Below are 25,073 nucleotides of genomic sequence, written 5' to 3'. Positions count from 1 at the left end.
TGAGGGAAAGAGGAAAATGAAAGCAACAGTATTAGTAGATAATATTTCAAATGGTGGACTTTGTGGGGAATGGGGTTTAAGCATCTATATTGAATATGAGGGGAAAAACATCCTTCTTGATACAGGAGCTTCAGACTTGTTCCTGAAAAATGCAAAGGAACTTGGAAAGGAAATTGAGGATGTAGATTATGCAGTCTTATCTCATGCTCATTATGATCATTCGGATGGGATGGACGCTTTTTTTAAACATAATGAAAAAGCGAGTTTCTATCTAAGAAAAGGCAGCAAAGAGAATTGCTATGGGAAGAAATGGATTTTTCATAAATACATAGGGCTGCCGAAGGGAATTCTTGAGAAGCAAAAGGAAAGAATTATTTTTGCAGAAGGAGATACTTCCCTTTGTCAGGGCGTCTCATTGATTCCGCATAAAACAGCTGGATTGGATGAGATTGGAAGAGAAAATCATATGTACATCCGTACAGGCAGTGGATGGGCTGCAGATGATTTCTCGCACGAGCAAAGCCTGGTGTTTGATACAGATCAGGGATTGGTCATCTTTAACAGTTGTTCTCATGGGGGAGCTGCGAATATCATTCATGAAATCAAAGCGACATATCCGGGAAAAACAATCTGCGCGCTGGTCGGAGGATTTCATATCTTTGGCAAAAAAGAGGCAGAAGTCCGAAGGCTTGCACAGCATATTAAGGATACCGGTGTGAAAGAGATCTATACCGGACACTGCACCGGAGAACGTTCCTTTGAGATTCTGAAAGAAGAACTGGGGGATATGGTACATCAGCTGAAGGTTGGGCTTGAGATGGAGTGGTTGTAGAATGAACTCTACGTATCGTAGGTTGTAATGTGTAAGGCGATTATTTACAATGAACTCATAATAAATGAAAAGAGGAATCTATTATGAGTTATGTGACTGGAATGGTTATTAAAGAGATAAGAGAAAAGCAAAATATCACACAGAAAGAACTTGCAGATAAAATTAATGTAAGTGATAAGACGGTCTCAAAATGGGAGACTGGAAAGGGGCTTCCTGATATTGCGATTATTGAGGATCTGGCAAAGGCACTGGGGACATCCATTGCAGAATTGCTAACAGGAGATTTGAGAAAGAATGAAAATCCAGCAGGAAATATGAAAAAGATGCATTTTTATGTATGCCCGGTCTGTGGTAATATCATTACATCCGTCGGACAAGGATCTTTTTCCTGCTGTGGAATTACTTTGCCAGAGCAGGAATGTGAAAATTGTGATGAAGATCATATAATCAATCTGGAGACGGTGGATCAGGAGTATCATGTAACATTGAACCATCCGATGACAAAGAGGCATTATATTTCTTTTGTCGCTTATGTGACATCGGCAGGAGCAGAAATTGTAAAGTTATATCCGGAGCAAGACATTTCCATAAGATTTCGTAAGAAAGGGCATGGACTTTTATACACATACTGTAACAGGCATGGTATGTTCAGGATAGTAATATAAGAATAGAAATAAGATGAAAATTGTTGGTATTATAGGAGATGACGATATGGGAGAATTATCGAAATTACCGAATATAGGAAAAGTCGTTGAAGAACAGTTGAACCAGGTGGGAATTTTTACTGAAGAGGAGCTGCACTCTGTAGGGGCAAAGCAGGCATGGTTGAAAATTCAGCAGATAGACGAATCGGCCTGTATCCACAGACTTCTAGCATTGGAAGGAGCAATTCTGGGAGTAAAGAAGACCCAGTTATCGGATGAAAAGAAGGCAGAATTAAAGGAATTCTATCAGTGGCATAAAAAATAATCGGTGGAGGCAGGTAACATGATCAGGATTGCAACGGAAAATGATGCAGAAGAATTACTGGAAATCTATGCATATTATGTAGAAAATACGGCTATTACTTTTGAATATGAAGTTCCTTCTGTGGAAGTATTCCGTGAGCGAATTCGCAAGACACTTTGCAGATATCCTTATCTGGTTGCTGAGCATAACGGAACCATTGTGGGATATACATATGCAGGTCCATTTAAGGAGAGAAGAGCCTATGACTGGGCAGTAGAAACAACAGTCTATGTTTCCAAAGATGCAAGAAAACAGGGAATTGGAAGAGAATTGTACGAAGCGTTGGAACGTGTGCTGGCTTTACAGAATATTGTGAATCTAAATGCCTGTATCGGATATCCGGTCGAAGAAGATGAATATCTTACGAAGAACAGTGTTCAGTATCATGAGCATATGGGTTATCGCTGGGTTGGAGAATTCTACAAATGCGGATATAAATTTGGACGATGGTATAATATGGTGTGGATGGAAAAATGCATCTTGGAACATCCGGCACATCCTTTGCCAATAAAAACTTTTGCGGAAATCAGAGGCAGAATCTGAGGAGGAAAAGCAGTAAAGGGAGGAAGATTATATGTGCGCAAGTATCGTTTCCAATAGAAAGAAGACGATTGTCGGATGGAATCTGGACATTCTGGACATGGAATACCGTGTAGTCGTTGAAGAGGACAAGGTGTATATAGCAATTCTGGATGAAAAGGAAGGATGGATGCCGTTATTTGGCGCCAATGCAAAGGGAGATTTTGTGGCAATGCCTACTTGCTGGCCATTTGATGACAGGAGTGATCCAAAAAGTGCAGATGTTCATAATATAATTATGTTAGATATAGATCTGCTTTTAGGTAAAAGAACATTGGACGAATTGAAGAATATTGTAGAGCATGAAAGTTTGAATTGAATCAACAGAAACGAAAAGAGAAGCACAGGGGCAGATGATGCCCCTGTGAAAAGCTGTTTTATGAATTGTTGGGGAATAATTTCCCAAAAATCCAGTGTGTAAATGGTGCCGCTGCAAACATGTTCCAGAAGAATGCCATCGGAAAGTTCTTAAAAAAGGTTCCGACCCAGATGGCAGGCAGTTGGTAAATCGGTGCTCCTGCAAGGATAATGTTGAACAGAATAGATGCTACGAGGCTCATGGTCGGACACATAATGGCAACAGTTCCTGCCTGGCGAAGCAGTTGGCAGATATAGGGATTATCTTTACTTGGATCACAATGTCTGGCGGCAAAGGCTGCTCCTATACGATTGCCCCAGAGATTAGAGAAGATGAAGACGAATAATCCCATGTAGACAGCTTCTTTTAATGCATCCCAGAAAACGAGATTCGTCATGTTACTGAAACCTCCGGAAGTCAGGTTGATTCCCTGTTTGATGGCGATGTTGTAGATTTCCATGCCGTATGCCATGGCATAGGACATGATGATTCCAAAGATAATTCCTTGTTTTTTGTTTCTTGGCATATTGATTCCTCCATTTTGGTTATTGTGTAAGAACTATAATTATGTATTGCTTAGAATAATATAGAATTCTGCGGAAACAAAAGTTCCCTATAACAGAATAAAAAAAGCGCGTGACTTCTTATAAGAAGTTCACACGCTTTGCATACATTAATTTAAGCTACACGGCTTTTTTATTTTATCTCAAATAATTTTGCGCTGCAAGTAAAATTTTTCAATAAAATATGAAAAAAATAAAACAGTCTCATTGCCTGACAGAAAATTCTAAGGTAAATTATGTGTAGGAGGTGCTCTTATAGCAAATGAAGATAAAAAGATTTTAAGAACAGAAAATAAATGCAAAAGGGGGAACAAAAGATGAACTATCTGCAAAATGCAAAAAAGAGAGAAATCATCATACAGAATATGTATTCCATTATAGGAAATCTGATCTATTGCTTTGGATTTAATATGTTGATCGTGCCAATGGGATTGTATAGCGGAGGCTTTATGGGTGTCTCGCAGTTATTTGGATTGCTCCTTACGAAAGGACTGCATATTCCGATTCCGCCGCAGGCGAACCTTACTGGTATCATATATTTTGCAATTAATGTACCGCTTTTGTACATGGGATATCGAATTCTGGGCAAAGAGTTTGCTGTAAAAACGATGATTATGGTAGGGATGATGAGTGCCTTCCTTGTTGTAATCCCGATTCCTGAGACTCCTATCGTAGAGGACTATCTCACAGCCTGTATTATCGGAGGAATTGTGTGTGGAGTAGGCTGTGGACTTGTGCTTCGTGGAAGATCATCAGCAGGAGGACAGGATATCATAGGATTATGCTGTTCGAAGAAATATAAGAATTTCAGTGTTGGTAAAGTCACAATCATTATGAATATCTTTGTATATGGAATCTGTATGTTTTTATTTAACATTGAGATTGTCATCTATTCACTGATATTTGCAACCGTATCTTCTCTGGCCGTTGATCGGGTACATATTCAGAATATTAATACCAGTGTCATGATATTTACCAAAAAGGTTGGTATCTCAAAAGCAATTATGGAGCAAATGGGACGAGGTGTCACGAATTGGGATGGCGAAGGTGCATACACGAATAAGACATCCTATATTTTGTTTGTTATGATATCCAAGTATGAAGTGGCACAGATAAAGAAAATCGTACATAGCATTGACCCTAATGCATTTATGATATTTACAGAGGGATGCTCTGTAGATGGAAATTTTGAAAAGAGATTATAAATTATTGCCCCCGTTCTGTTTAATAGAACGGGGACATATTTAGAGGGGCAATAATGGAGAGTGCAATTATAGGAGACGAAATACCTGTTCAACAGCTGCCTGCATATTTGCTTTCGCACAGTCTGGATCCATAGCTTCTTTCAGGGTTGTAATTCCTCGTACAATTGGGAAAAATGCATCGATTCCAGTCTCGTTGCAAGCGGTTGCTTCAGGAGTGACACTTCCGGCAAATGCAATGACTTTGGCGTCATATTTTTTCGCAAGTTTCGCAACACCGACAGGTGCTTTCCCCATAGCTGTCTGGTGGTCCAGACGACCTTCGCCAGTGACAACAATATCTGCATCTTTTAGTTCTTTTTCTAATTCTACGGCATTGAGGATTAAGTCGATTCCGGGTGTGAGTTTGGCGTGAAGGTAGCTTAGCAGTGCAAAGCCAAGACCTCCTGCAGCGCCTGCACCTTCTGCTTTCTCATAATCACATCCAAGGGCTACACGAGTAACTGCTGCATAATGAGCCATTGCCTGGTCCAGTTCTTCTTTGATGTTATCGGTAACACCTTTTTGTGGTCCATAGATATAAGTGGCTCCATTGTTTCCGCAGAGAGGATTCGTTACATCACAGGCAACCTGAAAATGGCAGTCTGTTAAATGGGGATTTTTATTCTGGATATTAATGGTGTGAACTTTGCCAAGTGCCTGCCCACCTTCACCCACATCGTTTCCCTTTTCATCAAGAAATACAAAGCCAAGTGCTTTTAACATTCCGATTCCGCCATCGTTCGTGGCACTTCCGCCAATTCCAATAATAAAGTTCCGGCATCCTCTTGTAATAGCATCATTAATCATCTCGCCGACTCCGTAAGTTGTTGCATGTAGAGGGTCTTTTTTATCAGTAAGGGTGATTCCGGCAGCAGATGCCATTTCAATAATGGCGGTATTTGTCTCTTTCAGATATCCGTAGTGGCAGGAAACAGGATTACCAAGAGGTCCGGTCACTGTGACATCGATCCGCTCGCCGTTCAATCCTTCAATTAGAGCATCTGTAGTACCTTCACCGCCATCAGCAAGAGGCTTTACAACTACTTTGGCATCTGGTTTTGCAGCAAGAATTCCAGCTTTGACGGATATTCCTGCTTCCATAGATGTCAGGCTTCCTTTCAGAGAATCCATTGCGACTACGACTTTCATATTATATCCTCCGATCATATAGGGGTGTACTTTTTTTGTTGTTTATTATACAATTTTGGTTGAAGGGATGCAATAGACAGAAAGGTGTTGGTGATAAAGTTGAAGCTTAGGAATGTATTAATCGTAGTAAATGATATTCAACGATCAATAGAATTTTATAAAGATTTATTTGGCCTGGATGTCATTCTGGATCAGGATGGCAATGTAATCCTGACAGAGGGATTGGTATTACAGGATGCATCGGTGTGGAAGCAATTTATTCAGAAAGAGATTATTCCGAAAAATCACGCTACAGAACTTTATTTTGAAGAGACAGATATAGAAGGATTTGTTGAAAAATTAGAAAACTACAAAGAACCCATACAGTATGTAAATCCATTAATGGAGCATACTTGGGGACAAAAAGTGATTCGATTTTATGATCCGGACGGTAATCTGATAGAAGTTGGGACACCGATGTAAGGAGAGAAAAACGATGAATATTAGAAATGCAACAATGAGTGATTTGAGTAAGATTGCTGCTGTAGAAGCAGAATGTTTTCCGGCGGCAGAAGCAGCAACAGAAAAAGATCTAAAAGACCGCCTGGAAGTATATCCTGATCATTTCTGGCTGTTATTTGATGAAGATAAGATGGTCGGATTTGTCAATGGGATGGTGACGAATGAACCGGATCTGACAGATGAGATGTATGAAGATGCTTCTATGCATGATGAGTCAGGTGATTGGCAGATGATCTTTGGAGTAAATACAATCCCAGAATATCGCAAGCAAGGCTGTGCAGCAGTATTGATCAGACAGGCGATCGAGGATGCGAAAGAACAGGGAAGAAAGGGACTGGTGCTTACTTGCAAAGACAGGCTGATTCGTTATTATGCAAAGTTTGGCTTTGAAAATGAAGGTGTCTCTGCATCTGTACACGGAAATGTAGTATGGTATCAGATGCGACTGACGTTTTAAGGATATCTAAAGCCATTGATATTTATGATATTAAGTGATAGAGATTGGATGAGGCGAAATATGGAAGAATTATACAGATTGATTGAAGAAAAGATAAAGAAAGCGGGATATCCGGGAGAGATTGATGGAAGAGAGTTTTATGATGAAGTCAGCGATGAAGCAGATTCGCAGGAGAACGGCACATATATTTTTATGATCAAGAAAAGCGATTCCATCTATTATCAGGGATGCATGGAGATTATGGATGAACAATTCGATCTACATTATGTAGATATTCATGATAGCGATAAAGTATATCATGTGGATTTTGATTAAGGTGTATATAGTGTAAAAAGTGCTGATGAACCGGCTTGATTTTGCAAAGTTTTTTGTTGATATATAGTATTGCATTCGTTTTTTTTATTTTTTATAATGATGTGAGTTTTGAGAAAATAAGATTACTTTGGAAGGATGCAGACTATGAAGAGAGATATGACAACAGGAAATCCTGCAAAGATTATTGTGAATTTTACGATGCCGATTTTTATAGGAAACATATTTCAGCAGTTTTATAGTATGGCAGATACCATTATCGTTGGTAAATTCGTTGGAAATGCAGCATTAGCGGCAGTTGGTTCCTGCGGAACACTGGTATTTTTGATTATTGGCTTTCTACAGGGATTGACGGCTGGTTTTACGGTCATTACGGCGCAGCATTTTGGTGCGGGCAATATGAGAGCTATGCGCCAATCAGTGGTGACCGCTTCTGTATTGTCGGCAGTTGTATCTGTAATTCTTACCATTATTAGTATGGTAATGATGCAAGATGTTCTGCGCTGGATGAATACGCCATCTGATATGTATGATCAGGCATATGAATATATTATGGTAATCTGTGGCGGAATTGTAGCGCAGGTATTGTATAATCTGTTATCAAGTATTTTAAGGGCAGTTGGTGACAGTAAGAGACCATTATATTTTTTGATTCTGGCAGCAGGACTGAATATTGTATTAGATCTGGTGTTTATTATTGTGTTCCACATGAGTGCCGGCGGTGCTGCTTATGCAACTGTAATTGCACAGGGAGTGTCAGGACTTTTGTGTCTTGTGTATATTAAGAAGAAGGTACCGATTTTGCATTTGTGTAGGGATGATTGGAGATGGAATACAGACCTTGCAAAATGGCAGATGAAGATTGGATTCCCAATGGCTTTTCAATATTCTATTACGGCTATTGGAACAATTGTCGTTCAGACAGCTCTGAATAGTCTTGGATCAGTAGCAGCGGCTGGATTTGCAGCGGCGGTTAAGATTGAGCAGATTGTAACACAGGCTTACATTGCGCTGGGAACTACGATGGCCAATTACTGTGCTCAGAATGTCGGCGCGGGTAAGATTCTTCGGATTCGTAAGGGATTCTGGTCAGGAACATGGATGGGCATCGGATATGCCATAGCGACAGGTGCACTCATGTTTTTCGCGGGGAAATACATGACGGTTCTCTTTGTATCGGAGAACCTGAAAGAAATTATGGGATATGTAGATATATATCTAAAATGTGTCGGAGTGTCGTTTGTCCCGCTGGTGTATGTTAATCTCTATCGCAATGGAATTCAGGGAATGGGCTATGGATTATTACCGATGACAGCAGGGATTGCAGAACTGATTGGAAGAAGCATAGCAGCAGGCGTGGCATCCCATTGTCAGAGCTATATTGGGATCTGTCTGGCAAGCCCTGTTGCCTGGATATTGGCAGCTATATTGCTCATTGTTATGTATTTCTGGATTATGAAGCAGTACAAATTAAAGGGAATGTTGCCGTAGCATATTCCTTTTTTTTTCTTCCTATGATATAATTTAATATAATTATGCGAAAGCAATAACAGAACTGAAAATAAGGAGCACAGACTTATGAAAAGAGTATTGTTGAAACTCAGCGGGGAAGCACTCGCAGGGGATAAAAAGACGGGATTTGATGAAGCTACTTGTATGGGGGTAGCAAAGCAAGTTAAGCAGCTGGTGGATGATGGTGTTCAGGTTGCGATTGTTACTGGTGGTGGCAATTTCTGGAGAGGCAGAACCAGTGAGACGATTGACCGTGTGAAGGCAGATCAGATTGGTATGCTGGCTACCGTTATGAATTGTATCTATGTTTCGGATATTTTCCGTTATGCCGGAATGAAGACAGAAGTGTTCACTCCATTTGTATGTGGTGCATTCACGACGCTGTTTTCTAAGGATGCAGCAGTAGAAGCTTTGAATGAAGGAAGGGTGATTTTTTTCGCTGGTGGAACTGGACATCCTTATTTCTCAACGGATACAGGAGCTGTACTTCGTGCAATTGAAATAGAAGCGGATGCAATGTTGCTGGCTAAGGCGATTGATGGAATCTATGACAGTGATCCGAAGGTCAATCCGCAGGCGAAGAAGTATGATGAGATTTCCATTCAGGAGATTATTGACAAGAAACTGATGGCAGTAGATCTGACAGCATCCATTATGTGTCTGGAGAATAAGATGCCGATGCTGGTATTTGGACTGAATGAAGAAAACAGTATCGTAGAAACTATGAAAGGAACATTTACAGGAACGAAAGTGACTGTATAAAATAGGAGGATATCAATATGAATGAAAGATTAAAAGTTTACGAGGATAAGATGAAGAAAACGATGGCTAACCTTGAAGGGGAACTGGGAGCTATTCGTGCAGGACGTGCCAATCCAAATGTGTTGAATAAAATCGTCGTTGATTACTATGGCTCTCCTACTCCGATTCAGCAGGTAGCCAATGTATCTGTACCAGAAGCTCGTATGATTCAGATTCAGCCATGGGAGAAGAATATGCTGAAAGTCATTGAAAAAGCGATTCTGGTATCTGATCTTGGAATTAATCCAACCAATGATGGAACATGTATTCGTCTTGTGTTCCCGGAATTAACAGAGGAGAGAAGAAAAGAACTGGTTAAGGATGTTAAGAAAAAAGGTGAAGCTTCCAAAGTCGCAATCCGTAATATCCGTCGTGATGGAAATGACGAATTTAAAAAGCTGAAGGGTTCTGATGTATCTGAGGATGAGATTAAGGATATGGAAGAAGATCTGCAGAAACTGACGGATAAGTTTGTAAAAGAAGTAGATAAAGCAGTAGAAGTGAAATCCAAAGAAGTAATGACTGTTTAATAAGAGTTGAGAGTGGGACAGAACCGAAGCCTGTGCATAGAGGGTCTGTCCCTCAATTCATATAAAGTATCAGCAAGAGCGCCGTTAAGTGCGCTTTTTGTGTGGAAGGAGAATAATCTTATGAATATACCGCAGCATGTTGCGATTATTTTAGATGGAAATGGACGTTGGGCAAAGTCTAAAGGAATGCCACGAAATTATGGACATGCGCAGGGCAGTAAAAATGTTGAGCGTATCTGTGAAGAGGCATATCGCATGGGAATTAAATATCTGACTGTGTATGCATTTTCCACAGAGAATTGGAACCGCCCCCAGGACGAAGTTGATGCGTTGATGAAGCTTCTGAGAAATTATATGAAGACTTGTCTGAAAACAGCGGCAAAAAATGATATGAAGATTCGTGTTATTGGAGATATTACAAGGTTGGATGATGATATCCGCACTAGAATTGAAGAGTTGGAAGAAGCAACAAAGAATAACGGAGGATTGAATTTCCAGATTGCAATCAATTATGGAAGCAGAGATGAAATTATCCGAGCCGTCAGAAAACTTGCCAGAGACTGTGTAGATGGAAAAGTACATCCTGATCAGATTGAGGAGAAGACCTTTGAAAACTATCTTGATACACATGATATCCCAGATCCCGATCTTTTAATCCGTACAAGCGGAGAATTGAGACTTTCTAATTATCTGTTGTGGCAGCTTGCGTATACGGAATTTTATTTTACAGATGTCCCGTGGCCGGATTTTTCAAAAAGAGAATTAGAAAAAGCGATTGAACAATATAATGCCAGAGATCGGCGTTATGGAGGAATAAAGGAGGAACAGAAGGAAGATGTTTAAGACAAGACTGTTAAGTGGTATCGTATTAGTAATTGTATTACTTATTACGGTTGGATATGGTGGCAATCTGTTATTCGCATTTCTGGGAATCATCAGTCTGATTGGATTGTCAGAATTGTATAAAGTTGTAGATGTGCAGAATAAGATATTAGGATTTGTTGGATATCTGGCTGCAGCTGCTTATTATGCAATGCTGCTTACTGGAAATATGCAATATGTGATGTTGCTTACCATTCTTTTCCTGGTTCTGGTAATGGCAGTGTATGTATTTTCATTTCCTACTTTCAGGGCAGAGCAAGTAATGACAGTTTTCTTTGGTCTGTTCTATGTTGCTGTTATGTTGTCTTATGTATATCAGACTAGAATGCTCCCAGATGGAGGTGTCGTGGTCTGGTTGATATTCTTAAGCTCCTGGGGTTGTGATACTTGTGCATACTGTGTTGGAATGTTGATTGGTAAGCATAAGATGGCTCCGAAGCTGAGCCCAAAGAAATCTGTGGAAGGAGGAATTGGAGGAATTGTTGGTGCAGCACTGCTGGGAGTTCTTTTTGCCCTGGCGATGAACCAGTGGGGAGGCGCTCAGGCTAATCCGATACATTATGCGGTTATCTGTGCAGTTGGAGGAATGATCTCACAAGTAGGAGATCTTGCTGCTTCCGCAATTAAACGTAATCATGACATTAAAGATTATGGAAAATTAATTCCAGGACATGGTGGAATTCTGGATCGTTTTGACAGTGTAATCTTTACGGCGCCTGTCATTTATTATCTGGCAACATTTCTTGCTGGAAATATCTAAAAAAATACTGTTAAGATGGAAGTTACCATATAATGATTAAGAGAGGATATCTATGAAAAAAATAGCCATATTAGGATCTACAGGGTCAATTGGAACCCAGACACTGGAAGTTGTCAGAGAAAATGGAGATATTGAAGTCCTTGGCTTGGCAGCTGGAAACAATATACAACTTCTGGAAACACAGATTCGTGAATTCCATCCAAGACTTGCTGCGGTCTGGTCAGAAGAAAAGGCGCAGGAGCTCCGTACGCGTGTCTCAGATATGAATACCAGAATTGTATCGGGAATGGATGGATTGATTGAAGTATCAACAATATCAGAGATGGAAATACTAGTGACAGCGATCGTAGGCATGATTGGCATTCGCCCTACCATAGAGGCGATTAAAGCCGGGAAAGATATTGCGCTTGCGAATAAAGAAACATTGGTAACGGCAGGTCATATTATTATGCCGCTGGCGGCAGAAAAGCATGTGTCGATTCTCCCGGTGGACAGTGAGCACAGCGCAATCTTTCAGTCTTTGCAAGGTAATGACCATAAGGCAATCCATAAGATTCTTCTGACAGCTTCCGGTGGACCGTTCAGAGGAAAAAAGCAAGAAGATCTGTTGGAAATAAAAGTAGAGGATGCATTGAAGCACCCGAATTGGTCTATGGGACAAAAGATTACGATTGATTCTTCTACTATGGTAAATAAAGGATTAGAAGTTATCGAAGCAAAGTGGCTCTTTCATGTAGATGTAGATCAGGTACAGGTAGTCGTACAGCCACAGAGCATCATTCATTCTATGGTAGAGTATGTAGATGGTGCCATAATGGCAGAACTTGGGACGCCAGATATGAAGCTTCCGATTCAATATGCTCTGTATTATCCAGATAGAAGATATCTTCCGGGTGAGCGAGTTGATTTCTGGAATTTAGGAAAATTAGACTTTGAAAAACCGGATATGGATACCTTCTATGGATTGCAGTTGGCATATGAGGCGGGGAGAAAAGGTGGCTCTCTTCCGACCGTATTTAACGCGGCTAACGAACTTGCGGTCAGTCAGTTCTTAAAACGTGAGATTAAGTATCTCGAGATCATTGAGATTATTGAAGACTGTATGCGTGCTCATAAAAATATTGAGAATCCTACGCTTGAACAGATATTAGATACAGAAGCAGCAACTTACGAGAGAATTAACAGCAGGAGGTAATTCATAACTTGGGTATTATATTAGCGATTATAATCTTTAGTTTCATTGTGTTCTTTCATGAATTTGGTCATTTTATATTGGCGAAAAAGAATGGAATTGATGTAGAAGAGTTTGCCATTGGAATGGGACCTGCTTTGTGTTCTAAAGAATATAAAGGAACAAAGTATGCAATCAGACTTTTCCCAATTGGCGGTTATTGTGCTATGGGAGAAGATGAGGCAGCAACAGATTCACCGAATAATTTTAATAATAAATCCGTATGGGCACGAATTTCCGTTATTGCAGCAGGGCCGATCTTTAATTTTATTCTTGCTTTTGTATTTGCTGTAATATTAACAGCTATGGTAGGGTATGATCCACCAGTTGTCAGAGAAGTGGAGCAAGGATATCCCGCGGCAGAAGCAGGAATTCAAAAAGGCGATACCATTGTAAAGATGGGCAACAAAAAAATCAATATCTACCGAGAAATCAGTATCTATAATCAGTTTCATCAAGGAGAGGATGTAGAGATTACTTATATTCATGATGGAAAGAAGCAGACCGTTACATTGATACCAAAAATGGATGAGGAATCTGGTTATACACGTATAGGAATTACAGGATCTGGAAATACAAAGGCAAATATATTTACTTCGATTCAATATGGTGTGTATGAAGTGAAATTCTGGATATGTACGACTCTTGAAAGCTTAAAGATGCTGATTACAGGACAGATTGGAGCTGATCAATTGTCCGGTCCTGTTGGAATAGTCAGCGTAGTGGATAACACATATCAGCAGAGTAAATCTTATGGCCTCTTTATTGTAATTGCTCAGATGTTGAATATTGCGATTCTCCTATCTGCGAATCTGGGAGTTATGAATCTGCTCCCATTACCGGCACTGGATGGCGGACGTCTTGTATTCCTGTTTGTTGAAGCAATCAGAAGAAAAAGAATACCACCAGAAAAAGAAGGATATGTACATCTAGTCGGGATTGCATTATTGATGGTGCTAATGGTATTTGTAATGTTCAATGATATCAGGAGAGTGTTCTTTTAAGTGGGAATTTAGATTAGTTAGTAATTGGGTGTGTACGGCGCAAGGGAGTTGGATAGACTGGTCTGTTTCCGGTATCCTTCGCCAAGAATCCATAACAGAAAAAAGAGTTGCAATTTCGTGACCGGACTGATTCACCGAGAAATTTGGATAATTTCTCGATTCAACAGTCCTTTCGAATTTGGCTGGATGCCAAATTCTCACACGGAATTGCAACTCTTTTTTCTGTAACGGATTCTATCGCTTGGCTGGACGGAAACAGACCAGCCTATCCAGCTCCCTTGCGCCTGACATTCTCAATCACGGAATGAACTCATCTGGGGGAATTCCTAGCGTGAAGCGCAATGGGGAGCGATGTTTTTATACTATTCATCATTATTTCAATGGAAGATTCAGTTAGTTATTCTGCCAGTTTTTTGACAATATCTTTACTATGATCGTTCGCTCTGCATGACGCGCAGGAATTCTCCCGGATGAGGAAGTTGCGGATTTGGGGGATGTCAGGCGAGAAGATGGCCTCGAAATCATCAAGATTTCGGGGTGAATCAGCCTGGTCACAAAATATCTGCTTCTTTTCCTGTTATGGATTCTTAGCGAAGGACTCCGCAATGGCAACCATCCCATCTATCCTCTCGCCGTACACCTCCCAATTACCAACTAACTAATCTAAATTCCCATAAAGATTGAAAAATGCATATTTATTCATTATAATATATAAATATTGCGATGTTTTGAGCATAACAATTCGACTCTGGAGGATGACAAGATGAAAACGAATAAGAGAGCAATTTTGAATCTACATATAGCAGTAATGATGTTTGGACTATCAGGTGTAATTGGTCAGTTTGTAGAGATACCTTCGGTTATGGTTGCTTTTGGGAGGGTGGCATGTTCTTCGGTTTTGTTATTGTTAATGATGCGAATGAAAAGAGAGCCGTTGAGGTTGAAGGAGAAGAAAGATTATGTATTGATAATTGTAACGGGTATGATATTGGCAGTGCACTGGACTACGTTTTTTCAGTCAATACAAGTATCTTCTGTAGCGATTGGAACGATTACTTTCTCGACATTTCCACTGTTTTTGACTTTTCTTGAACCGTTAGTCTTTCATGAGAAGCTTTATAAACAGAGTGTTATTGGAGCAATGCTGTTGATGATAGGTGTATTTATAACAATTCCTGAATTTTCCATAGGAAATCAGACGACAGTTGGAATCATCTGGGGAATGATCTGTAGTTTGACATATGCATTCTTGACCTTGGCAAATCGTTATTTTTCAGATAAATATGATGGTAAACTAATATGTTTTTATGAGCAAGGAACAGCTGCAATTGTGTTAATTCCGGCCTTATTTTTGTTAAATGTACACTGGAGGAGGCAAGATATAGTAGGTGTAGCATTTATTGGATTTGTGTGCACGGCATTTGCATATACATTATATGTAGATGCACAAAAGAAAGTAAAAGCGCAGACGGCGGGACTTATATCAGGAATGGAAACGGTGTATGGAATATTATATGCCTTAATCTTTTTGGGAGAAATTCCAACCATACGAGAAGTAATAGGAGGAATGATGATTCTAGGTGTCGCACTTTTCTGTTCTATACAAAAGAATAATTAACAATGAAATATCAGAAAATATATTGATATTAGATGAGGATAGAAATATTAATAATAAATTTGAAATATATATTGACAAATATACCGATTAGTGTTAATATTTAATTACAAAATAACAAAATTGATTTATAAAACAGATAAAAATCATTTGTTATCAGAATCAACAGCAATGTTGAAAAAGTTCCGAGAAATAAGGCGCTAAGTATCGGAAAAAGTTTATGAAAGGAAGGTACAAGCCACCAAAAACGTAAACTAAATTTTATAATTTAAAGAAAGTAAGAGGTATAGACCATTGGATAGTGAGTCAAAATAAGAACGGATGCGAAGTGAAAGATATTTGCATCCGTTCTTATTTTGTGAGGAAATATAAAAGTAAAACGGGTTAATTGTCAGTGAATTCGACATATAAAGAAAAATAATAAAAAAACACATGAAAACACTAAAAATATATTGACAAATATTGATTTGGATGATAATATATAATCATAAAATAACAAATCGGAATTGTAAGACAGACGCGAGCTGTAAACAATCATTTGTTATTAAAATCAACATCAATGTTGAAAAAAGATTTCCGAGAAAATAAGGCGCTAAGTATCGGGAAGAGAAGTTTATGAAAGGAAGGTACAAGCCACCAAAAACGTAAACTGAATTTTAAAAATTAAAGAAAGTAAGAGGTACAGACCATTGGATAATGAGTCAATATAAAGGCGGATGCGAAGTGAAAGATATTTGCATCCGTTTTTATATTGTGTTACCATACATTCGATAAGAGTAATTAAGTTGGGATGGAACAGATCCTGGCGGAGAGGGGAATACAAAGTGTCTGTTCATGATAATGTGCGAAAAGAGTATGGGAAAATAGCTTTGGAGTTGTATGGGGAATCTGTTCTGACTGAGACAATTTCGCCAGAGAATATGTCTGAAAATGTAGGATATACATTCGAGGAATTAGCGATGGCTCCCGAGGGAGCGAATATGGGACTTGGTTGTGGAAATCCTCATCGAAAAGCGCAGATTCAGCCTGGGGAGATCGTACTGGATCTGGGAAGCGGAGCAGGATTGGATTGCTTTATAGCCGGAAAGATTGTGGGAAGAAGAGGACATGCGATTGGAGTGGATATGACTCCAGAGATGTTATCACGTGCCAGAACTATTGCAAAAGAAAATAAGATTCGTAATGTGGAATTTCGTCTTGGAGAGATTGAGAATCTGCCGGTTGCAGATAATACGGCGGATGTCTGTATCTCGAATTGTGTGATTAATATGTCTGATAATAAACTGCGAGTTTATAAGGAGATATTCCGTGCATTGAAGCCCGGTGGAAGAATATCAATCTGTGATATTGTGATCATGAAGGAGCTAACAAAAGAAATGCAGGAAGATGAAGCCATGCACTCATGCTGAGTGTCTGGCGCTTCTTCAGTTGAAGAATTGGAAAAGATTGTAAAGTTTGCCGGATTTGAGCAGGTGGAGATTACGACGAAGCCTGTCTCAAAAGAATATGAACAACGCTGGGGGCGGAGCCTGTCAATAGGAGAATACATTATGTCATCTTCTGTGACAGGGCGAAAACCTGAGATTCTATAACAATAATAGCCAAAGGAAGCCATAGATACGAATGGCTTCCTTTGGTTATTACTGTATTTCCATGAATTTTCCCTGTGGTCCGAACGAGAATAAGGAACGAGTGATCCAACTTGATGCTTCTTTAAGTGCAGGGACATATTTTTCTAATTCACTCACATCTTCTACACCGATAAATCCGCTGAACGAAAGAGCGGCAATTACGGTTCCTTCAATATCCCTTACTGGAACAGCAACACAGCTTCCTCCTTCTGTAGACTCATGATTATCAAAAGCATAACCGCGCTTTGCCGTAATGCGAAGTTCTTGCCAGAATAGATTCGGGTCTGTGATTGTATGGCTGGTCAAAGGAACTAGATTGCTTGCCTCAATAATTGCTTCGGCATGGGAAATAGGAAGTTCTGAAAGGAAAACCTTTCCTCCTGCACAGGCATAAATTGGAAGTTCAGAATAGATGGGAGGAACGTAATCAACAATTTTATTCGTCCTGGATTGCTGAAGAATAATACAGGAAGTCCCTTTGCGGATCAATAAGTTCATTGCCATATTATATTCATTGGTATAATGCTGCATGATCAGAGATGCAACGTCTTGCAGTGCGATATATAGATTATTGCGCTCTGTTACAAAACTAATCTTTTGACCAGTTATGTAACGACTGTCATTCAATTGAAATACCCACCCCGATAATTCTAATGTTTTTAAAATACGAAACGTAGTGGAGGGGTTTAGCTTACATGTTTTTGCAATTTCATTAACACCAAGTGGTGACTTAGAAGTTCTTAATAAATCCAATACTTGCAGGGCACGTTCCACCATTTTGATCGTTTCGGTATTTTTTTGCTCTCTCTCTTCCATAGATATAACTCCTTTCGACCTCTTCTTGTGTCCTTATGCGTAATGAAACACATGATATAGAATATCTAACTTAAATATATGCTGTATTTTGTGAAAAGTCAACTATATGGCATCTGAAAATAGAATAAAAATTGGATGGTTTTCCATAGATAAATTACAATTTTATACAAGTTCAGCAATTCTGGATACGCCTACATATACCTCGGAGATTTTATACCAGGTACTGTAATCAACAACACCGGTGGCCGGCAATCCGAAGACGGATTGGAATTTTTGTACAGCAGCAGCGGTAGCTGGACCGTAGATGCCATCAGCGGTGACCTTGGGAATTGCAGGGTATGCACTGGCAATGGTATTGAGTTGTTCCTGCATCTGGCGGACTTTGGGGCCAGAAGAACCTTGCTCCAGATTATATCCTGGCCAGGAAGAAGGGATGCCTGAGATGGCTTCGGCGGTATTAATGTACATGTCGTCACCGTAATAGTAGCGCAGGATTTCAATAGGGGTATATCCCTGTTCTCCCAGAGACATCGAACCCCATTGTGTCATCCAGTTTGGACATTGAACACGCCTTCCGTCACAATACTGGGTCAGAATCGGCTGGCGTACATTTGGACGTGACAGATAATCAGCAAAAAGTTCATCTACGATTACGGAGATGGTGTCAAATACATTCCTCTCTGGGATCCATTTGTGGTCAAATGCTGTAGATGAAGTTATGGTGAAGTCATAGCCTTGATTTCGGTACCATTCAGTATATACTCGATTCAGAGTGAAGGACATAATTGCCAGAACATTTGCCCGGATAGTATTTGCCGGCCATGTGGCATAGATTTCACTGGAGGCCACATTTTTGATATAATCCTTGTATTTCACATAATAATTTTGTGCAGTAGAATCTCTTGGACTTCCGTCATGAACGACAATGTATTCGGGGACAACGACGCGGCTTAGAACGATTTCGCCGGTTTCATTCATAGGTTTGATCTCATCTTCCGGTATTTTAGCGGGATATGTTCCATATAATGTGTGTGCAGGGATGACAAAAACTTCTTCTGATGGTTCTGGGGTATCAGTTGGGCGAAGAGAGATGTTTTGAATTGCGGTAACGTCTGGAAGCAGTTCGGCGCCGGCAATGCTGACAGGTTCGTATCCGGGAGCCTCTACTTGGAATGTATATTCTGCATAAGGTTGTTCTTCAATCGCAGGATTTGTACTATACTCTAAAGGAGGAGTATTTAGTTCGATGACTTCTGTCTGACCGGAGGAATCTGTTTTTAATTGTTCTAATTGACTTTCTGGAACACCAGTATATGAAATGGATATGGTGGCATCTGCAATCGGATATGCATTAATTTCAGATGTAATATTAATCTGTAGTTTTCCTTTATCAGGTGTATCCAACTGATTGGGATTCATTGCATTCATAAAAGTACCTCATAGAGAATCTATTACAATTAGCATATGAAATCAGAGAAGAAAGCGTTACTTGTATTGTACATTTTTGTGAGAATGAATATAATGTGAATAGAATATCGGTAAGACTGAGGAGGATGAATGAGAAGAAGAAAGAAGCGAGGATGCCTATATGCATTGACGACGGTGGTCGGTGTATTTTGTATGTTGCTGTTCATTATATATGTAACAGGTGAAAAATTAAATATTCAAAAAGAAGCAAAAAAAACCGTATCTATACCATATCAGGAGATAGACGCAGAATTGGAAGAAAGCTTGGGAGAGAAGTATTATTATCAGCAAATTGGAGCTGAGGAACAAGCAATCTATCAGGAAATTCTACAGGGAATCAAGGAGAATGTAGATGAAATTTATACGCATGGGTCAGATGCGGACAGAACGATTCAGTTATTTCAATATGTTTTAAAAGATTATCCTGATATATTCTGGTGTGATGGGACGGCAACAGCAACTGCGTATGAGGAGGAAGAGTCCTATACTATATTGCGTCCGGATTATATATATAATAATGAAGAAAAGACTGTTATGAAAGAGGAGATTGAAGATACAGTGTTGGACTGTCTCTCGGGAATATCTGCAGAGGAATCAGAATATCAGAAGATACTGTATGTCTATGAATATATTGTTAATACAGTGGATTATGATCAAGAAGCTTCTGATAATCAGAATATTTACAGTGTTTTTGCGCACCATCGTTCTGTGTGTGCCGGGTATTCCAAGGCGACACAATATCTGTTGGAAAAATTGGGGGTATTCTGTACTTATGTGACTGGAACGACGACAGGGGGGCAGAGTCATGCATGGAACCTGGTGCGTTGTAACGGAGAGTATTATTATGTGGATACGACATGGGGAGATCCAGTGTTTCAGGCAGCGGAGGGTGAAGAAGTGAACCAGCTGCAGAATATTAGTTATGACTATATGTGTTGTGATGATACGGAACTTTTGAAAAATCATACGCCGGATAATGACGTGGAACTTCCATCTTGTACAAGAATGGACTGTAATTACTATGTGATGAATGGAATGTATTATGATTCTTATGATGGGGAAATCATACTTCAAAAGATGAATGATATCATCTCGTCCAAAGGAAATCCAGTGGTGTTGAAATTTAAAGACAGTGGAGTATATGGTCAGGCACATGATGACATCTTTCAAAATATTATTCACAAGGCAGCGCAGAATCTGGCATCCTGGTATGGGCTGACAGAAGTGAAGTATCAATATATGGATGAACCGGAGCTGAATAAGATTACGATTTATTGGCAGTATGAGTAAGATTTAAGAAGAATTAGTGGTTGAAAAATGAATCTATTTGTAGTATAATTTTTACAATTTGTGGAGACGAGGATTGTCGAAGAGTGATAGAATAAAACAAGGCGGTTTTGTGCTTGCACAAACTGCCTTATTTTTTGGAATTATAGCTGTTTCGGAGGGATGTTCGTCCTGCATAAATTAAGGAAGGGAAAAGGTGAATATATGAAAGCATTTCTTATATTGGAAGACGGGACCGTCTTTACCGGAACCAGCATAGGTTCAACAAGAGACATGATTAGCGAGATAGTATTTAATACTTCAATGACAGGTTATCTTGAGGTGTTAACTGACCCTTCTTACGCCGGACAGGCCGTTGTAATGACCTATCCATTAATTGGCAATTATGGAATTACGCCGGATATGGAATCGAAAAAGGCATGGCCGGACGGGTATATCGTAAGAGAATTATCCAGAATGCCAAGTAACTTCCGATGTGAAGGCAGCATTCAAGATTTCCTGAAAGAACAGGATATACCGGGAATCGCGGGAGTTGATACCCGGGCACTGACGAAGATATTGCGTGAAAAAGGTACCATGAATGGAATGATCACTACGAATGAGAATTATGATCTGGAAGAAATCATCCCGAAGTTAAAAGCTTATGTGGTAGGGGACGTAGTATCAAAAGTCACATGTAAGGAAAAATATGTCTTAGAAGGTGATGGACCGAAAGTTGCGCTGATGGATTTTGGCGCGAAGAATAACATTGCCAAGTCTTTAAATAAGCGGGGATGTGAGGTGACAGTATATCCGGCAGACACTTCTGCAGAAGAGATCATAGAATCGCAACCGGATGGAATCATGTTATCGAATGGGCCTGGAGACCCGGCTACCTGCGTATCTATTATCAAAGAAATCAAAAAATTATATGATTCAGAGATTCCAATTTTTGCAATTTGTCTGGGACATCAGTTAATGGCTCTGGCAAATGGTGGGAAAACCTATAAGTTGAAATATGGACATCGTGGTGGCAATCATCCGGTGAAGGATCTAAGTAATAATCGTGTGTATATTTCTTCACAGAACCATGGATATGCAGTAGATGGCTCAAGCCTGGATCCGTCGGTTGCAGAAGAAGCATTTATCAATGTCAATGATGGAACCAACGAAGGACTTTCATATGTTGGGAAGAATATCTTTACCGTACAGTTCCATCCGGAAGCATGCCCTGGGCCTCAGGATTCGGGTTATTTGTTTGACCGGTTTATGGATATGATGAAAGGAGCAAAATAATGCCTAAAAATAAAGATATAAAAAAAGTATTGGTGATTGGCTCCGGTCCTATTATTATTGGACAGGCAGCAGAGTTTGACTATGCAGGTACACAGGCCTGCCGTTCATTAAAAGAGGAAGGCCTTGAAGTTGTTCTTTTGAACTCTAATCCGGCAACGATTATGACAGATAAAGATATTGCAGATCGTGTATACATTGAGCCGTTGACTCCAGAGGTAGTGGAACAATTGATCTTGAAGGAAAAGCCAGATAGTGTGCTTCCGACTCTGGGGGGACAGGCAGGATTGAATCTTGCAATGGAGCTGGAAGAATCAGGCTTTTTAAAGGAGCATGGGGTTCGTCTGATTGGAACAACATCAGAGACCATTAAAAAGGCGGAAGACCGTCTGGAATTTAAGGCTACCATGGAAAAGATTGGGGAGCCTTGTGCAGCATCTCTGGTCGTAGAAGATGTGGAGTCTGGTATTAAATTTGCAGAAGAAATTGGTTATCCGGTCGTTCTGCGTCCGGCCTATACATTGGGAGGAAGCGGCGGCGGTATCGCACACGACAGAACGCAGCTGGTAGAGATTCTGGAAAATGGACTTCGTCTTTCTCGTGTTGGTCAGGTTCTGGTTGAGCGTTGTATCGCCGGATGGAAAGAGATCGAGTATGAGGTGATGCGTGACAGCAATGGTAACTGTATTACTGTATGTAATATGGAAAATATTGATCCGGTCGGCGTTCATACCGGTGACAGTATCGTTGTAGCACCTTCTCAGACGTTGGGAGATAAAGAGTATCAGATGCTTCGTACTTCGGCATTGAATATTATCAGTGAGCTGAATATTACAGGAGGATGTAACGTACAGTATGCATTGCATCCGGAGACATTTGAGTACTGTGTTATCGAGGTGAATCCTCGTGTCAGCCGTTCTTCGGCACTTGCATCTAAGGCAACAGGATATCCGATTGCCAAGGTTGCGGCTAAGATTGCACTTGGTTATACTTTGGATGAGATTAAGAATGCGGTTACGAAGAAGACTTACGCAAGCTTTGAGCCTATGCTTGACTACTGTGTAGTAAAGATTCCAAGACTTCCATTTGATAAATTTATCAGTGCAAAACGTACACTGACGACTCAGATGAAGGCAACCGGAGAGGTCATGAGTATCTGTGATAATTTTGAAGGTGCCCTTATGAAAGCCATCCGTTCTCTGGAGCAGCATGTCGACAGTCTGATGTCTTATGACTTCTCTCATTTATCCAGAGAGGAATTGCTGGAAGAGCTGGAGGTGGTGGATGATCGCCGCATCTGGAAGATTGCAGAGGCGATTCGTCAGGGAATCACCTATGATGAGATTCATGCGATTACCAAGATTGATAAGTGGTTCATTGACAAGATTGCGATTCTGGTTGAAATGGAACAGAAACTGCAGAACAGTACACTTGATGCTGAGACCTTAAGAGAAGCAAAGCGTATGGAGTTCCCAGATAATGTGATTGCAAGACTGACCGGTAATACAGAGCGTCAGATTCACGATATGCGTCATGAATATGGAATTACGGCTTCTTATAAGATGGTTGATACCTGTGCGGCAGAATTTGCGGCTGAGACACCATATTATTATTCCGTATACGGAAGTGAGAATGAAGTAGAAGAGACAACCGGTAAGAAGAAGGTTCTGGTGCTTGGTTCTGGTCCGATTCGTATCGGTCAGGGTATTGAGTTTGACTTCTGCTCTGTACACTGTACGTGGGCATTTGCAAAAGAAGGTTATGAGACGATTATTGTAAATAACAACCCAGAGACGGTTAGTACCGACTTTGATATTGCGGATAAATTGTATTTTGAACCATTGACACCGGAAGATGTGGAAAGTATCGTTGATCTGGAGAAACCAGATGGAGCAGTGGTACAGTTTGGCGGACAGACAGCTATTAAACTGACGGAATCTCTGATGAAGATGGGCGTTCCGATCTTAGGAACATCTGCTGAAAATGTAGACGCTGCAGAAGACCGTGAGTTGTTTGATGAGATTCTTGAAAAATGTGGAATTCCAAGACCGACAGGTGGAACTGTATTTACTGCGGAGGAAGCCAAAGAGGTTGCAAACAGACTGGGCTATCCGGTATTGGTAAGACCTTCTTATGTACTTGGTGGACAAGGAATGCAAATTGCAATTAATGACCACGATATTGATGAATTTATTGGTATTATCAACCGAATTGCCCAGGATCATCCAATTCTGGTAGATAAGTATCTACAAGGCAAAGAGATTGAGGTTGATGCAGTATGTGACGGTGAAGATATCTTGATTCCGGGTATTATGGAGCATATCGAGCGTGCCGGAATCCATTCTGGCGATAGTATCTCCGTATATCCGGCACAGAGCATTTCTGATAAGACAAAGCGTACGATTGAGGATTATACGAAGAAGCTTGCGCAATCACTTCATGTAATTGGATTGATTAATATTCAGTTCATTGTGGTGGGAGAGGATGTCTATGTCATTGAAGTGAATCCTCGTTCCAGCCGTACCGTTCCTTACATTAGTAAAGTGACTGGAATTCCAATCGTACCGTTGGCTACAAAGGTGATTATTGGAAATAAGATCAGAGATCTGGGATATACGCCGGGGCTTCAGCCGGAGGCGGATTATTTTGCAGTAAAGATGCCGGTATTCTCCTTTGAGAAGATCCGCGGTGCAGATATCAGCCTTGGACCAGAGATGAAATCCACCGGTGAGTGTCTCGGCATTGCCAAGACATTTGATGAGGCATTGTATAAGGCATTTCTTGGAGCTGGTATTAAATTGCCGAAGCATAAGAATATGATCATTACAGTGCGTGATGACGACAAAGAAGAAGCTGTGGAAATCGGACGCAGATTTGAAAAGATCGGATATAAGATTTTTGCAACAAAGGGAACGGCGGATGCATTGAAAGAAGCTGGTGTAAGAGCCAATGCAGTTAATAAGATTGAACAGGAATCACCAAATCTTATGGACCTTATCCTTGGACACAAGATAGACCTTGTCATTGATACGCCGCCACAGGGTGCTGATCGCTCCAGAGATGGATTTATCATTCGAAGAAATGCGATTGAGACAGGTGTCAACGTCCTGACGGCTATTGACACAGCGGAGGCGTTGATTACTAGTCTAGAGAATACAGATATCAAAAAATTGACATTAATAGACATTGCGACAATATAATATGGTTGCTTTGAAGAAAAGGAATGTGCAGATATGCATGTTCCTTTTTTTAGTAAAAGCAA

General features: G+C 40.2%; 26 protein-coding genes. 22 read left to right on the top strand and 4 right to left on the bottom strand.

Annotation, left to right across the window (positions count from 1 at the left end; genetic code table 11):
• Nucleotides 1-16 precede the first annotated feature (16 nt).
• The 5 genes from ABE613_RS05450 (at nucleotide 17) to ABE613_RS05430 (ending at nucleotide 2,738) form a co-directional block, all read left to right on the top strand.
• A complete protein-coding gene (locus ABE613_RS05450) occupies nucleotides 17-832 on the top strand; it encodes an MBL fold metallo-hydrolase (RefSeq protein ID WP_347375873.1) in 816 nt (271 codons plus the stop codon).
• A gap of 83 nt (nucleotides 833-915) precedes the next feature.
• Nucleotides 916-1,497 carry a helix-turn-helix domain-containing protein gene (locus ABE613_RS05445; protein ID WP_347375872.1) on the top strand — a complete coding sequence of 194 codons (582 nt, stop codon included), beginning with the start codon at nucleotides 916-918 and terminating at the stop codon, nucleotides 1,495-1,497.
• 46 nt (nucleotides 1,498-1,543) lie between these two features.
• Nucleotides 1,544-1,801, top strand: a complete 258-nt coding sequence (locus ABE613_RS05440) for a TfoX/Sxy family protein (RefSeq protein ID WP_235233104.1) — start codon at nucleotides 1,544-1,546, stop codon at nucleotides 1,799-1,801.
• A gap of 18 nt (nucleotides 1,802-1,819) precedes the next feature.
• Complete coding sequence (locus ABE613_RS05435) at nucleotides 1,820-2,383, top strand: GNAT family N-acetyltransferase (protein WP_347375871.1); 564 nt, start codon at nucleotides 1,820-1,822, stop codon at nucleotides 2,381-2,383.
• Nucleotides 2,384-2,414: 31 nt separating this feature from the next.
• Nucleotides 2,415-2,738, top strand: a complete 324-nt coding sequence (locus ABE613_RS05430; RefSeq protein ID WP_235233106.1) for a hypothetical protein — start codon at nucleotides 2,415-2,417, stop codon at nucleotides 2,736-2,738.
• 58 nt (nucleotides 2,739-2,796) lie between these two features.
• Here ABE613_RS05430 and ABE613_RS05425 read toward each other — a convergent pair whose 3' ends face one another.
• Nucleotides 2,797-3,303, bottom strand: coding sequence for a DUF2798 domain-containing protein (locus ABE613_RS05425; RefSeq protein ID WP_347375870.1), 507 nt, complete (start codon nucleotides 3,301-3,303; stop codon nucleotides 2,797-2,799).
• A gap of 354 nt (nucleotides 3,304-3,657) precedes the next feature.
• On the opposite strand from ABE613_RS05425, the gene ABE613_RS05420 reads away from it, so the two are divergent.
• The gene (locus tag ABE613_RS05420; protein WP_235233108.1) at nucleotides 3,658-4,545 is read left to right on the top strand and encodes a YitT family protein; all 888 of its coding nucleotides are present in this window, start codon (nucleotides 3,658-3,660) and stop codon (nucleotides 4,543-4,545) included.
• A gap of 66 nt (nucleotides 4,546-4,611) precedes the next feature.
• On the opposite strand, the gene ABE613_RS05415 is transcribed toward ABE613_RS05420, so the two are convergent.
• Nucleotides 4,612-5,733, bottom strand: a complete 1,122-nt coding sequence (locus tag ABE613_RS05415) for a glycerate kinase family protein (RefSeq protein ID WP_347375869.1) — start codon at nucleotides 5,731-5,733, stop codon at nucleotides 4,612-4,614.
• A gap of 99 nt (nucleotides 5,734-5,832) precedes the next feature.
• On the opposite strand from ABE613_RS05415, the gene ABE613_RS05410 reads away from it, so the two are divergent.
• The 13 genes from ABE613_RS05410 (at nucleotide 5,833) to ABE613_RS05350 (ending at nucleotide 16,930) form a co-directional block, all read left to right on the top strand.
• Nucleotides 5,833-6,195 carry a VOC family protein gene (locus ABE613_RS05410; protein WP_235233124.1) on the top strand — a complete coding sequence of 121 codons (363 nt, stop codon included), beginning with the start codon at nucleotides 5,833-5,835 and terminating at the stop codon, nucleotides 6,193-6,195.
• A gap of 13 nt (nucleotides 6,196-6,208) precedes the next feature.
• On the top strand, nucleotides 6,209-6,691 hold the full coding sequence (locus tag ABE613_RS05405) for a GNAT family N-acetyltransferase (protein WP_235233110.1): 483 nt from the start codon (nucleotides 6,209-6,211) through the stop codon (nucleotides 6,689-6,691).
• 60 nt (nucleotides 6,692-6,751) lie between these two features.
• Nucleotides 6,752-7,006: a hypothetical protein gene (locus ABE613_RS05400; protein ID WP_235233111.1), complete on the top strand. Its 255-nt coding sequence runs from the start codon at nucleotides 6,752-6,754 to the stop codon at nucleotides 7,004-7,006.
• A gap of 144 nt (nucleotides 7,007-7,150) precedes the next feature.
• The gene (locus ABE613_RS05395) at nucleotides 7,151-8,494 is read left to right on the top strand and encodes an MATE family efflux transporter (protein ID WP_235233112.1); all 1,344 of its coding nucleotides are present in this window, start codon (nucleotides 7,151-7,153) and stop codon (nucleotides 8,492-8,494) included.
• A gap of 87 nt (nucleotides 8,495-8,581) precedes the next feature.
• Nucleotides 8,582-9,277 (top strand): UMP kinase, encoded by a 696-nt coding sequence (gene pyrH / locus ABE613_RS05390; protein WP_235233113.1) that lies wholly within the window; start codon nucleotides 8,582-8,584, stop codon nucleotides 9,275-9,277.
• A 17-nt stretch (nucleotides 9,278-9,294) separates the two neighbouring features.
• Nucleotides 9,295-9,846: a ribosome recycling factor gene (frr, locus tag ABE613_RS05385; RefSeq protein WP_235233114.1), complete on the top strand. Its 552-nt coding sequence runs from the start codon at nucleotides 9,295-9,297 to the stop codon at nucleotides 9,844-9,846.
• A 120-nt stretch (nucleotides 9,847-9,966) separates the two neighbouring features.
• On the top strand, nucleotides 9,967-10,689 hold the full coding sequence (gene uppS / locus ABE613_RS05380; protein ID WP_235233115.1) for an undecaprenyl pyrophosphate synthase: 723 nt from the start codon (nucleotides 9,967-9,969) through the stop codon (nucleotides 10,687-10,689).
• Nucleotides 10,682-11,488, top strand: a complete 807-nt coding sequence (locus tag ABE613_RS05375; protein ID WP_347375868.1) for a phosphatidate cytidylyltransferase — start codon at nucleotides 10,682-10,684, stop codon at nucleotides 11,486-11,488. Before uppS ends, ABE613_RS05375 begins: the two co-directional genes overlap by 8 nt.
• 52 nt (nucleotides 11,489-11,540) lie before the next feature.
• On the top strand, nucleotides 11,541-12,683 hold the full coding sequence (locus ABE613_RS05370; RefSeq protein WP_235233117.1) for a 1-deoxy-D-xylulose-5-phosphate reductoisomerase: 1,143 nt from the start codon (nucleotides 11,541-11,543) through the stop codon (nucleotides 12,681-12,683).
• 8 nt (nucleotides 12,684-12,691) lie between these two features.
• Complete coding sequence (gene rseP / locus ABE613_RS05365) at nucleotides 12,692-13,723, top strand: RIP metalloprotease RseP (protein WP_235233118.1); 1,032 nt, start codon at nucleotides 12,692-12,694, stop codon at nucleotides 13,721-13,723.
• Nucleotides 13,724-14,486: 763 nt separating this feature from the next.
• Nucleotides 14,487-15,341, top strand: a complete 855-nt coding sequence (locus ABE613_RS05360; protein ID WP_235234326.1) for a DMT family transporter — start codon at nucleotides 14,487-14,489, stop codon at nucleotides 15,339-15,341.
• A gap of 821 nt (nucleotides 15,342-16,162) precedes the next feature.
• Nucleotides 16,163-16,747 (top strand): methyltransferase domain-containing protein, encoded by a 585-nt coding sequence (locus tag ABE613_RS05355; RefSeq protein WP_347375867.1) that lies wholly within the window; start codon nucleotides 16,163-16,165, stop codon nucleotides 16,745-16,747.
• 27 nt (nucleotides 16,748-16,774) lie between these two features.
• Nucleotides 16,775-16,930, top strand: coding sequence for a hypothetical protein (locus ABE613_RS05350; RefSeq protein WP_235231816.1), 156 nt, complete (start codon nucleotides 16,775-16,777; stop codon nucleotides 16,928-16,930).
• Between the two features lie 48 nt (nucleotides 16,931-16,978).
• On the opposite strand, the gene ABE613_RS05345 is transcribed toward ABE613_RS05350, so the two are convergent.
• Both ABE613_RS05345 and ABE613_RS05340 read right to left on the bottom strand, forming a co-directional pair.
• Nucleotides 16,979-17,785 carry an IclR family transcriptional regulator gene (locus ABE613_RS05345; protein WP_235231817.1) on the bottom strand — a complete coding sequence of 269 codons (807 nt, stop codon included), beginning with the start codon at nucleotides 17,783-17,785 and terminating at the stop codon, nucleotides 16,979-16,981.
• Between the two features lie 162 nt (nucleotides 17,786-17,947).
• Nucleotides 17,948-19,213 carry a peptidoglycan-binding protein gene (locus tag ABE613_RS05340; protein ID WP_235231818.1) on the bottom strand — a complete coding sequence of 422 codons (1,266 nt, stop codon included), beginning with the start codon at nucleotides 19,211-19,213 and terminating at the stop codon, nucleotides 17,948-17,950.
• Nucleotides 19,214-19,342: 129 nt separating this feature from the next.
• Here ABE613_RS05340 and ABE613_RS05335 point away from each other — a divergent pair, with 129 nt between their 5' ends.
• The 3 genes from ABE613_RS05335 (at nucleotide 19,343) to carB (ending at nucleotide 25,011) form a co-directional block, all read left to right on the top strand.
• On the top strand, nucleotides 19,343-20,542 hold the full coding sequence (locus ABE613_RS05335) for a transglutaminase domain-containing protein (protein ID WP_235231819.1): 1,200 nt from the start codon (nucleotides 19,343-19,345) through the stop codon (nucleotides 20,540-20,542).
• A 201-nt stretch (nucleotides 20,543-20,743) separates the two neighbouring features.
• The gene (locus tag ABE613_RS05330) at nucleotides 20,744-21,814 is read left to right on the top strand and encodes a carbamoyl phosphate synthase small subunit (RefSeq protein WP_235231820.1); all 1,071 of its coding nucleotides are present in this window, start codon (nucleotides 20,744-20,746) and stop codon (nucleotides 21,812-21,814) included.
• Nucleotides 21,814-25,011, top strand: coding sequence for a carbamoyl-phosphate synthase large subunit (gene carB, locus ABE613_RS05325; protein WP_235231821.1), 3,198 nt, complete (start codon nucleotides 21,814-21,816; stop codon nucleotides 25,009-25,011). Before ABE613_RS05330 ends, carB begins: the two co-directional genes overlap by 1 nt.
• The last annotated feature ends 62 nt before the right edge of the window (nucleotides 25,012-25,073 follow it).

Source organism: Dorea chungnamensis, assembly GCF_039832125.1.
GTDB lineage: Bacteria > Bacillota > Clostridia > Lachnospirales > Lachnospiraceae > JAFBIX01.
This window is presented reverse-complemented; position numbering and strand designations above follow the sequence as displayed.

Excerpts from the sequence above, each read along its gene's own strand:
- frr (WP_235233114.1), top strand. The coding sequence starts at position 9,295 with ATGAATGAAAGATTAAAAGTTTACGAGGATAAGATGAAGAAAACGATG.
- ABE613_RS05445 (WP_347375872.1), top strand. The coding sequence starts at position 916 with ATGAGTTATGTGACTGGAATGGTTATTAAAGAGATAAGAGAAAAGCAA.
- ABE613_RS05400 (WP_235233111.1), top strand. The coding sequence starts at position 6,752 with ATGGAAGAATTATACAGATTGATTGAAGAAAAGATAAAGAAAGCGGGA.
- uppS (WP_235233115.1), top strand. The coding sequence starts at position 9,967 with ATGAATATACCGCAGCATGTTGCGATTATTTTAGATGGAAATGGACGT.
- ABE613_RS05360 (WP_235234326.1), top strand. The coding sequence starts at position 14,487 with ATGAAAACGAATAAGAGAGCAATTTTGAATCTACATATAGCAGTAATG.
- carB (WP_235231821.1), top strand. The coding sequence starts at position 21,814 with ATGCCTAAAAATAAAGATATAAAAAAAGTATTGGTGATTGGCTCCGGT.
- ABE613_RS05370 (WP_235233117.1), top strand. The coding sequence starts at position 11,541 with ATGAAAAAAATAGCCATATTAGGATCTACAGGGTCAATTGGAACCCAG.
- ABE613_RS05395 (WP_235233112.1), top strand. The coding sequence starts at position 7,151 with ATGAAGAGAGATATGACAACAGGAAATCCTGCAAAGATTATTGTGAAT.
- ABE613_RS05415 (WP_347375869.1), bottom strand. The coding sequence starts at position 5,733 with ATGAAAGTCGTAGTCGCAATGGATTCTCTGAAAGGAAGCCTGACATCT.
- ABE613_RS05430 (WP_235233106.1), top strand. The coding sequence starts at position 2,415 with ATGTGCGCAAGTATCGTTTCCAATAGAAAGAAGACGATTGTCGGATGG.
- ABE613_RS05405 (WP_235233110.1), top strand. The coding sequence starts at position 6,209 with ATGAATATTAGAAATGCAACAATGAGTGATTTGAGTAAGATTGCTGCT.
- ABE613_RS05330 (WP_235231820.1), top strand. The coding sequence starts at position 20,744 with ATGAAAGCATTTCTTATATTGGAAGACGGGACCGTCTTTACCGGAACC.
- ABE613_RS05375 (WP_347375868.1), top strand. The coding sequence starts at position 10,682 with ATGTTTAAGACAAGACTGTTAAGTGGTATCGTATTAGTAATTGTATTA.
- ABE613_RS05335 (WP_235231819.1), top strand. The coding sequence starts at position 19,343 with ATGAGAAGAAGAAAGAAGCGAGGATGCCTATATGCATTGACGACGGTG.
- ABE613_RS05440 (WP_235233104.1), top strand. The coding sequence starts at position 1,544 with ATGGGAGAATTATCGAAATTACCGAATATAGGAAAAGTCGTTGAAGAA.
- ABE613_RS05420 (WP_235233108.1), top strand. The coding sequence starts at position 3,658 with ATGAACTATCTGCAAAATGCAAAAAAGAGAGAAATCATCATACAGAAT.
- ABE613_RS05425 (WP_347375870.1), bottom strand. The coding sequence starts at position 3,303 with ATGCCAAGAAACAAAAAACAAGGAATTATCTTTGGAATCATCATGTCC.
- ABE613_RS05435 (WP_347375871.1), top strand. The coding sequence starts at position 1,820 with ATGATCAGGATTGCAACGGAAAATGATGCAGAAGAATTACTGGAAATC.
- ABE613_RS05345 (WP_235231817.1), bottom strand. The coding sequence starts at position 17,785 with ATGGAAGAGAGAGAGCAAAAAAATACCGAAACGATCAAAATGGTGGAA.
- ABE613_RS05340 (WP_235231818.1), bottom strand. The coding sequence starts at position 19,213 with ATGAATGCAATGAATCCCAATCAGTTGGATACACCTGATAAAGGAAAA.
- ABE613_RS05450 (WP_347375873.1), top strand. The coding sequence starts at position 17 with ATGAAAGCAACAGTATTAGTAGATAATATTTCAAATGGTGGACTTTGT.
- pyrH (WP_235233113.1), top strand. The coding sequence starts at position 8,582 with ATGAAAAGAGTATTGTTGAAACTCAGCGGGGAAGCACTCGCAGGGGAT.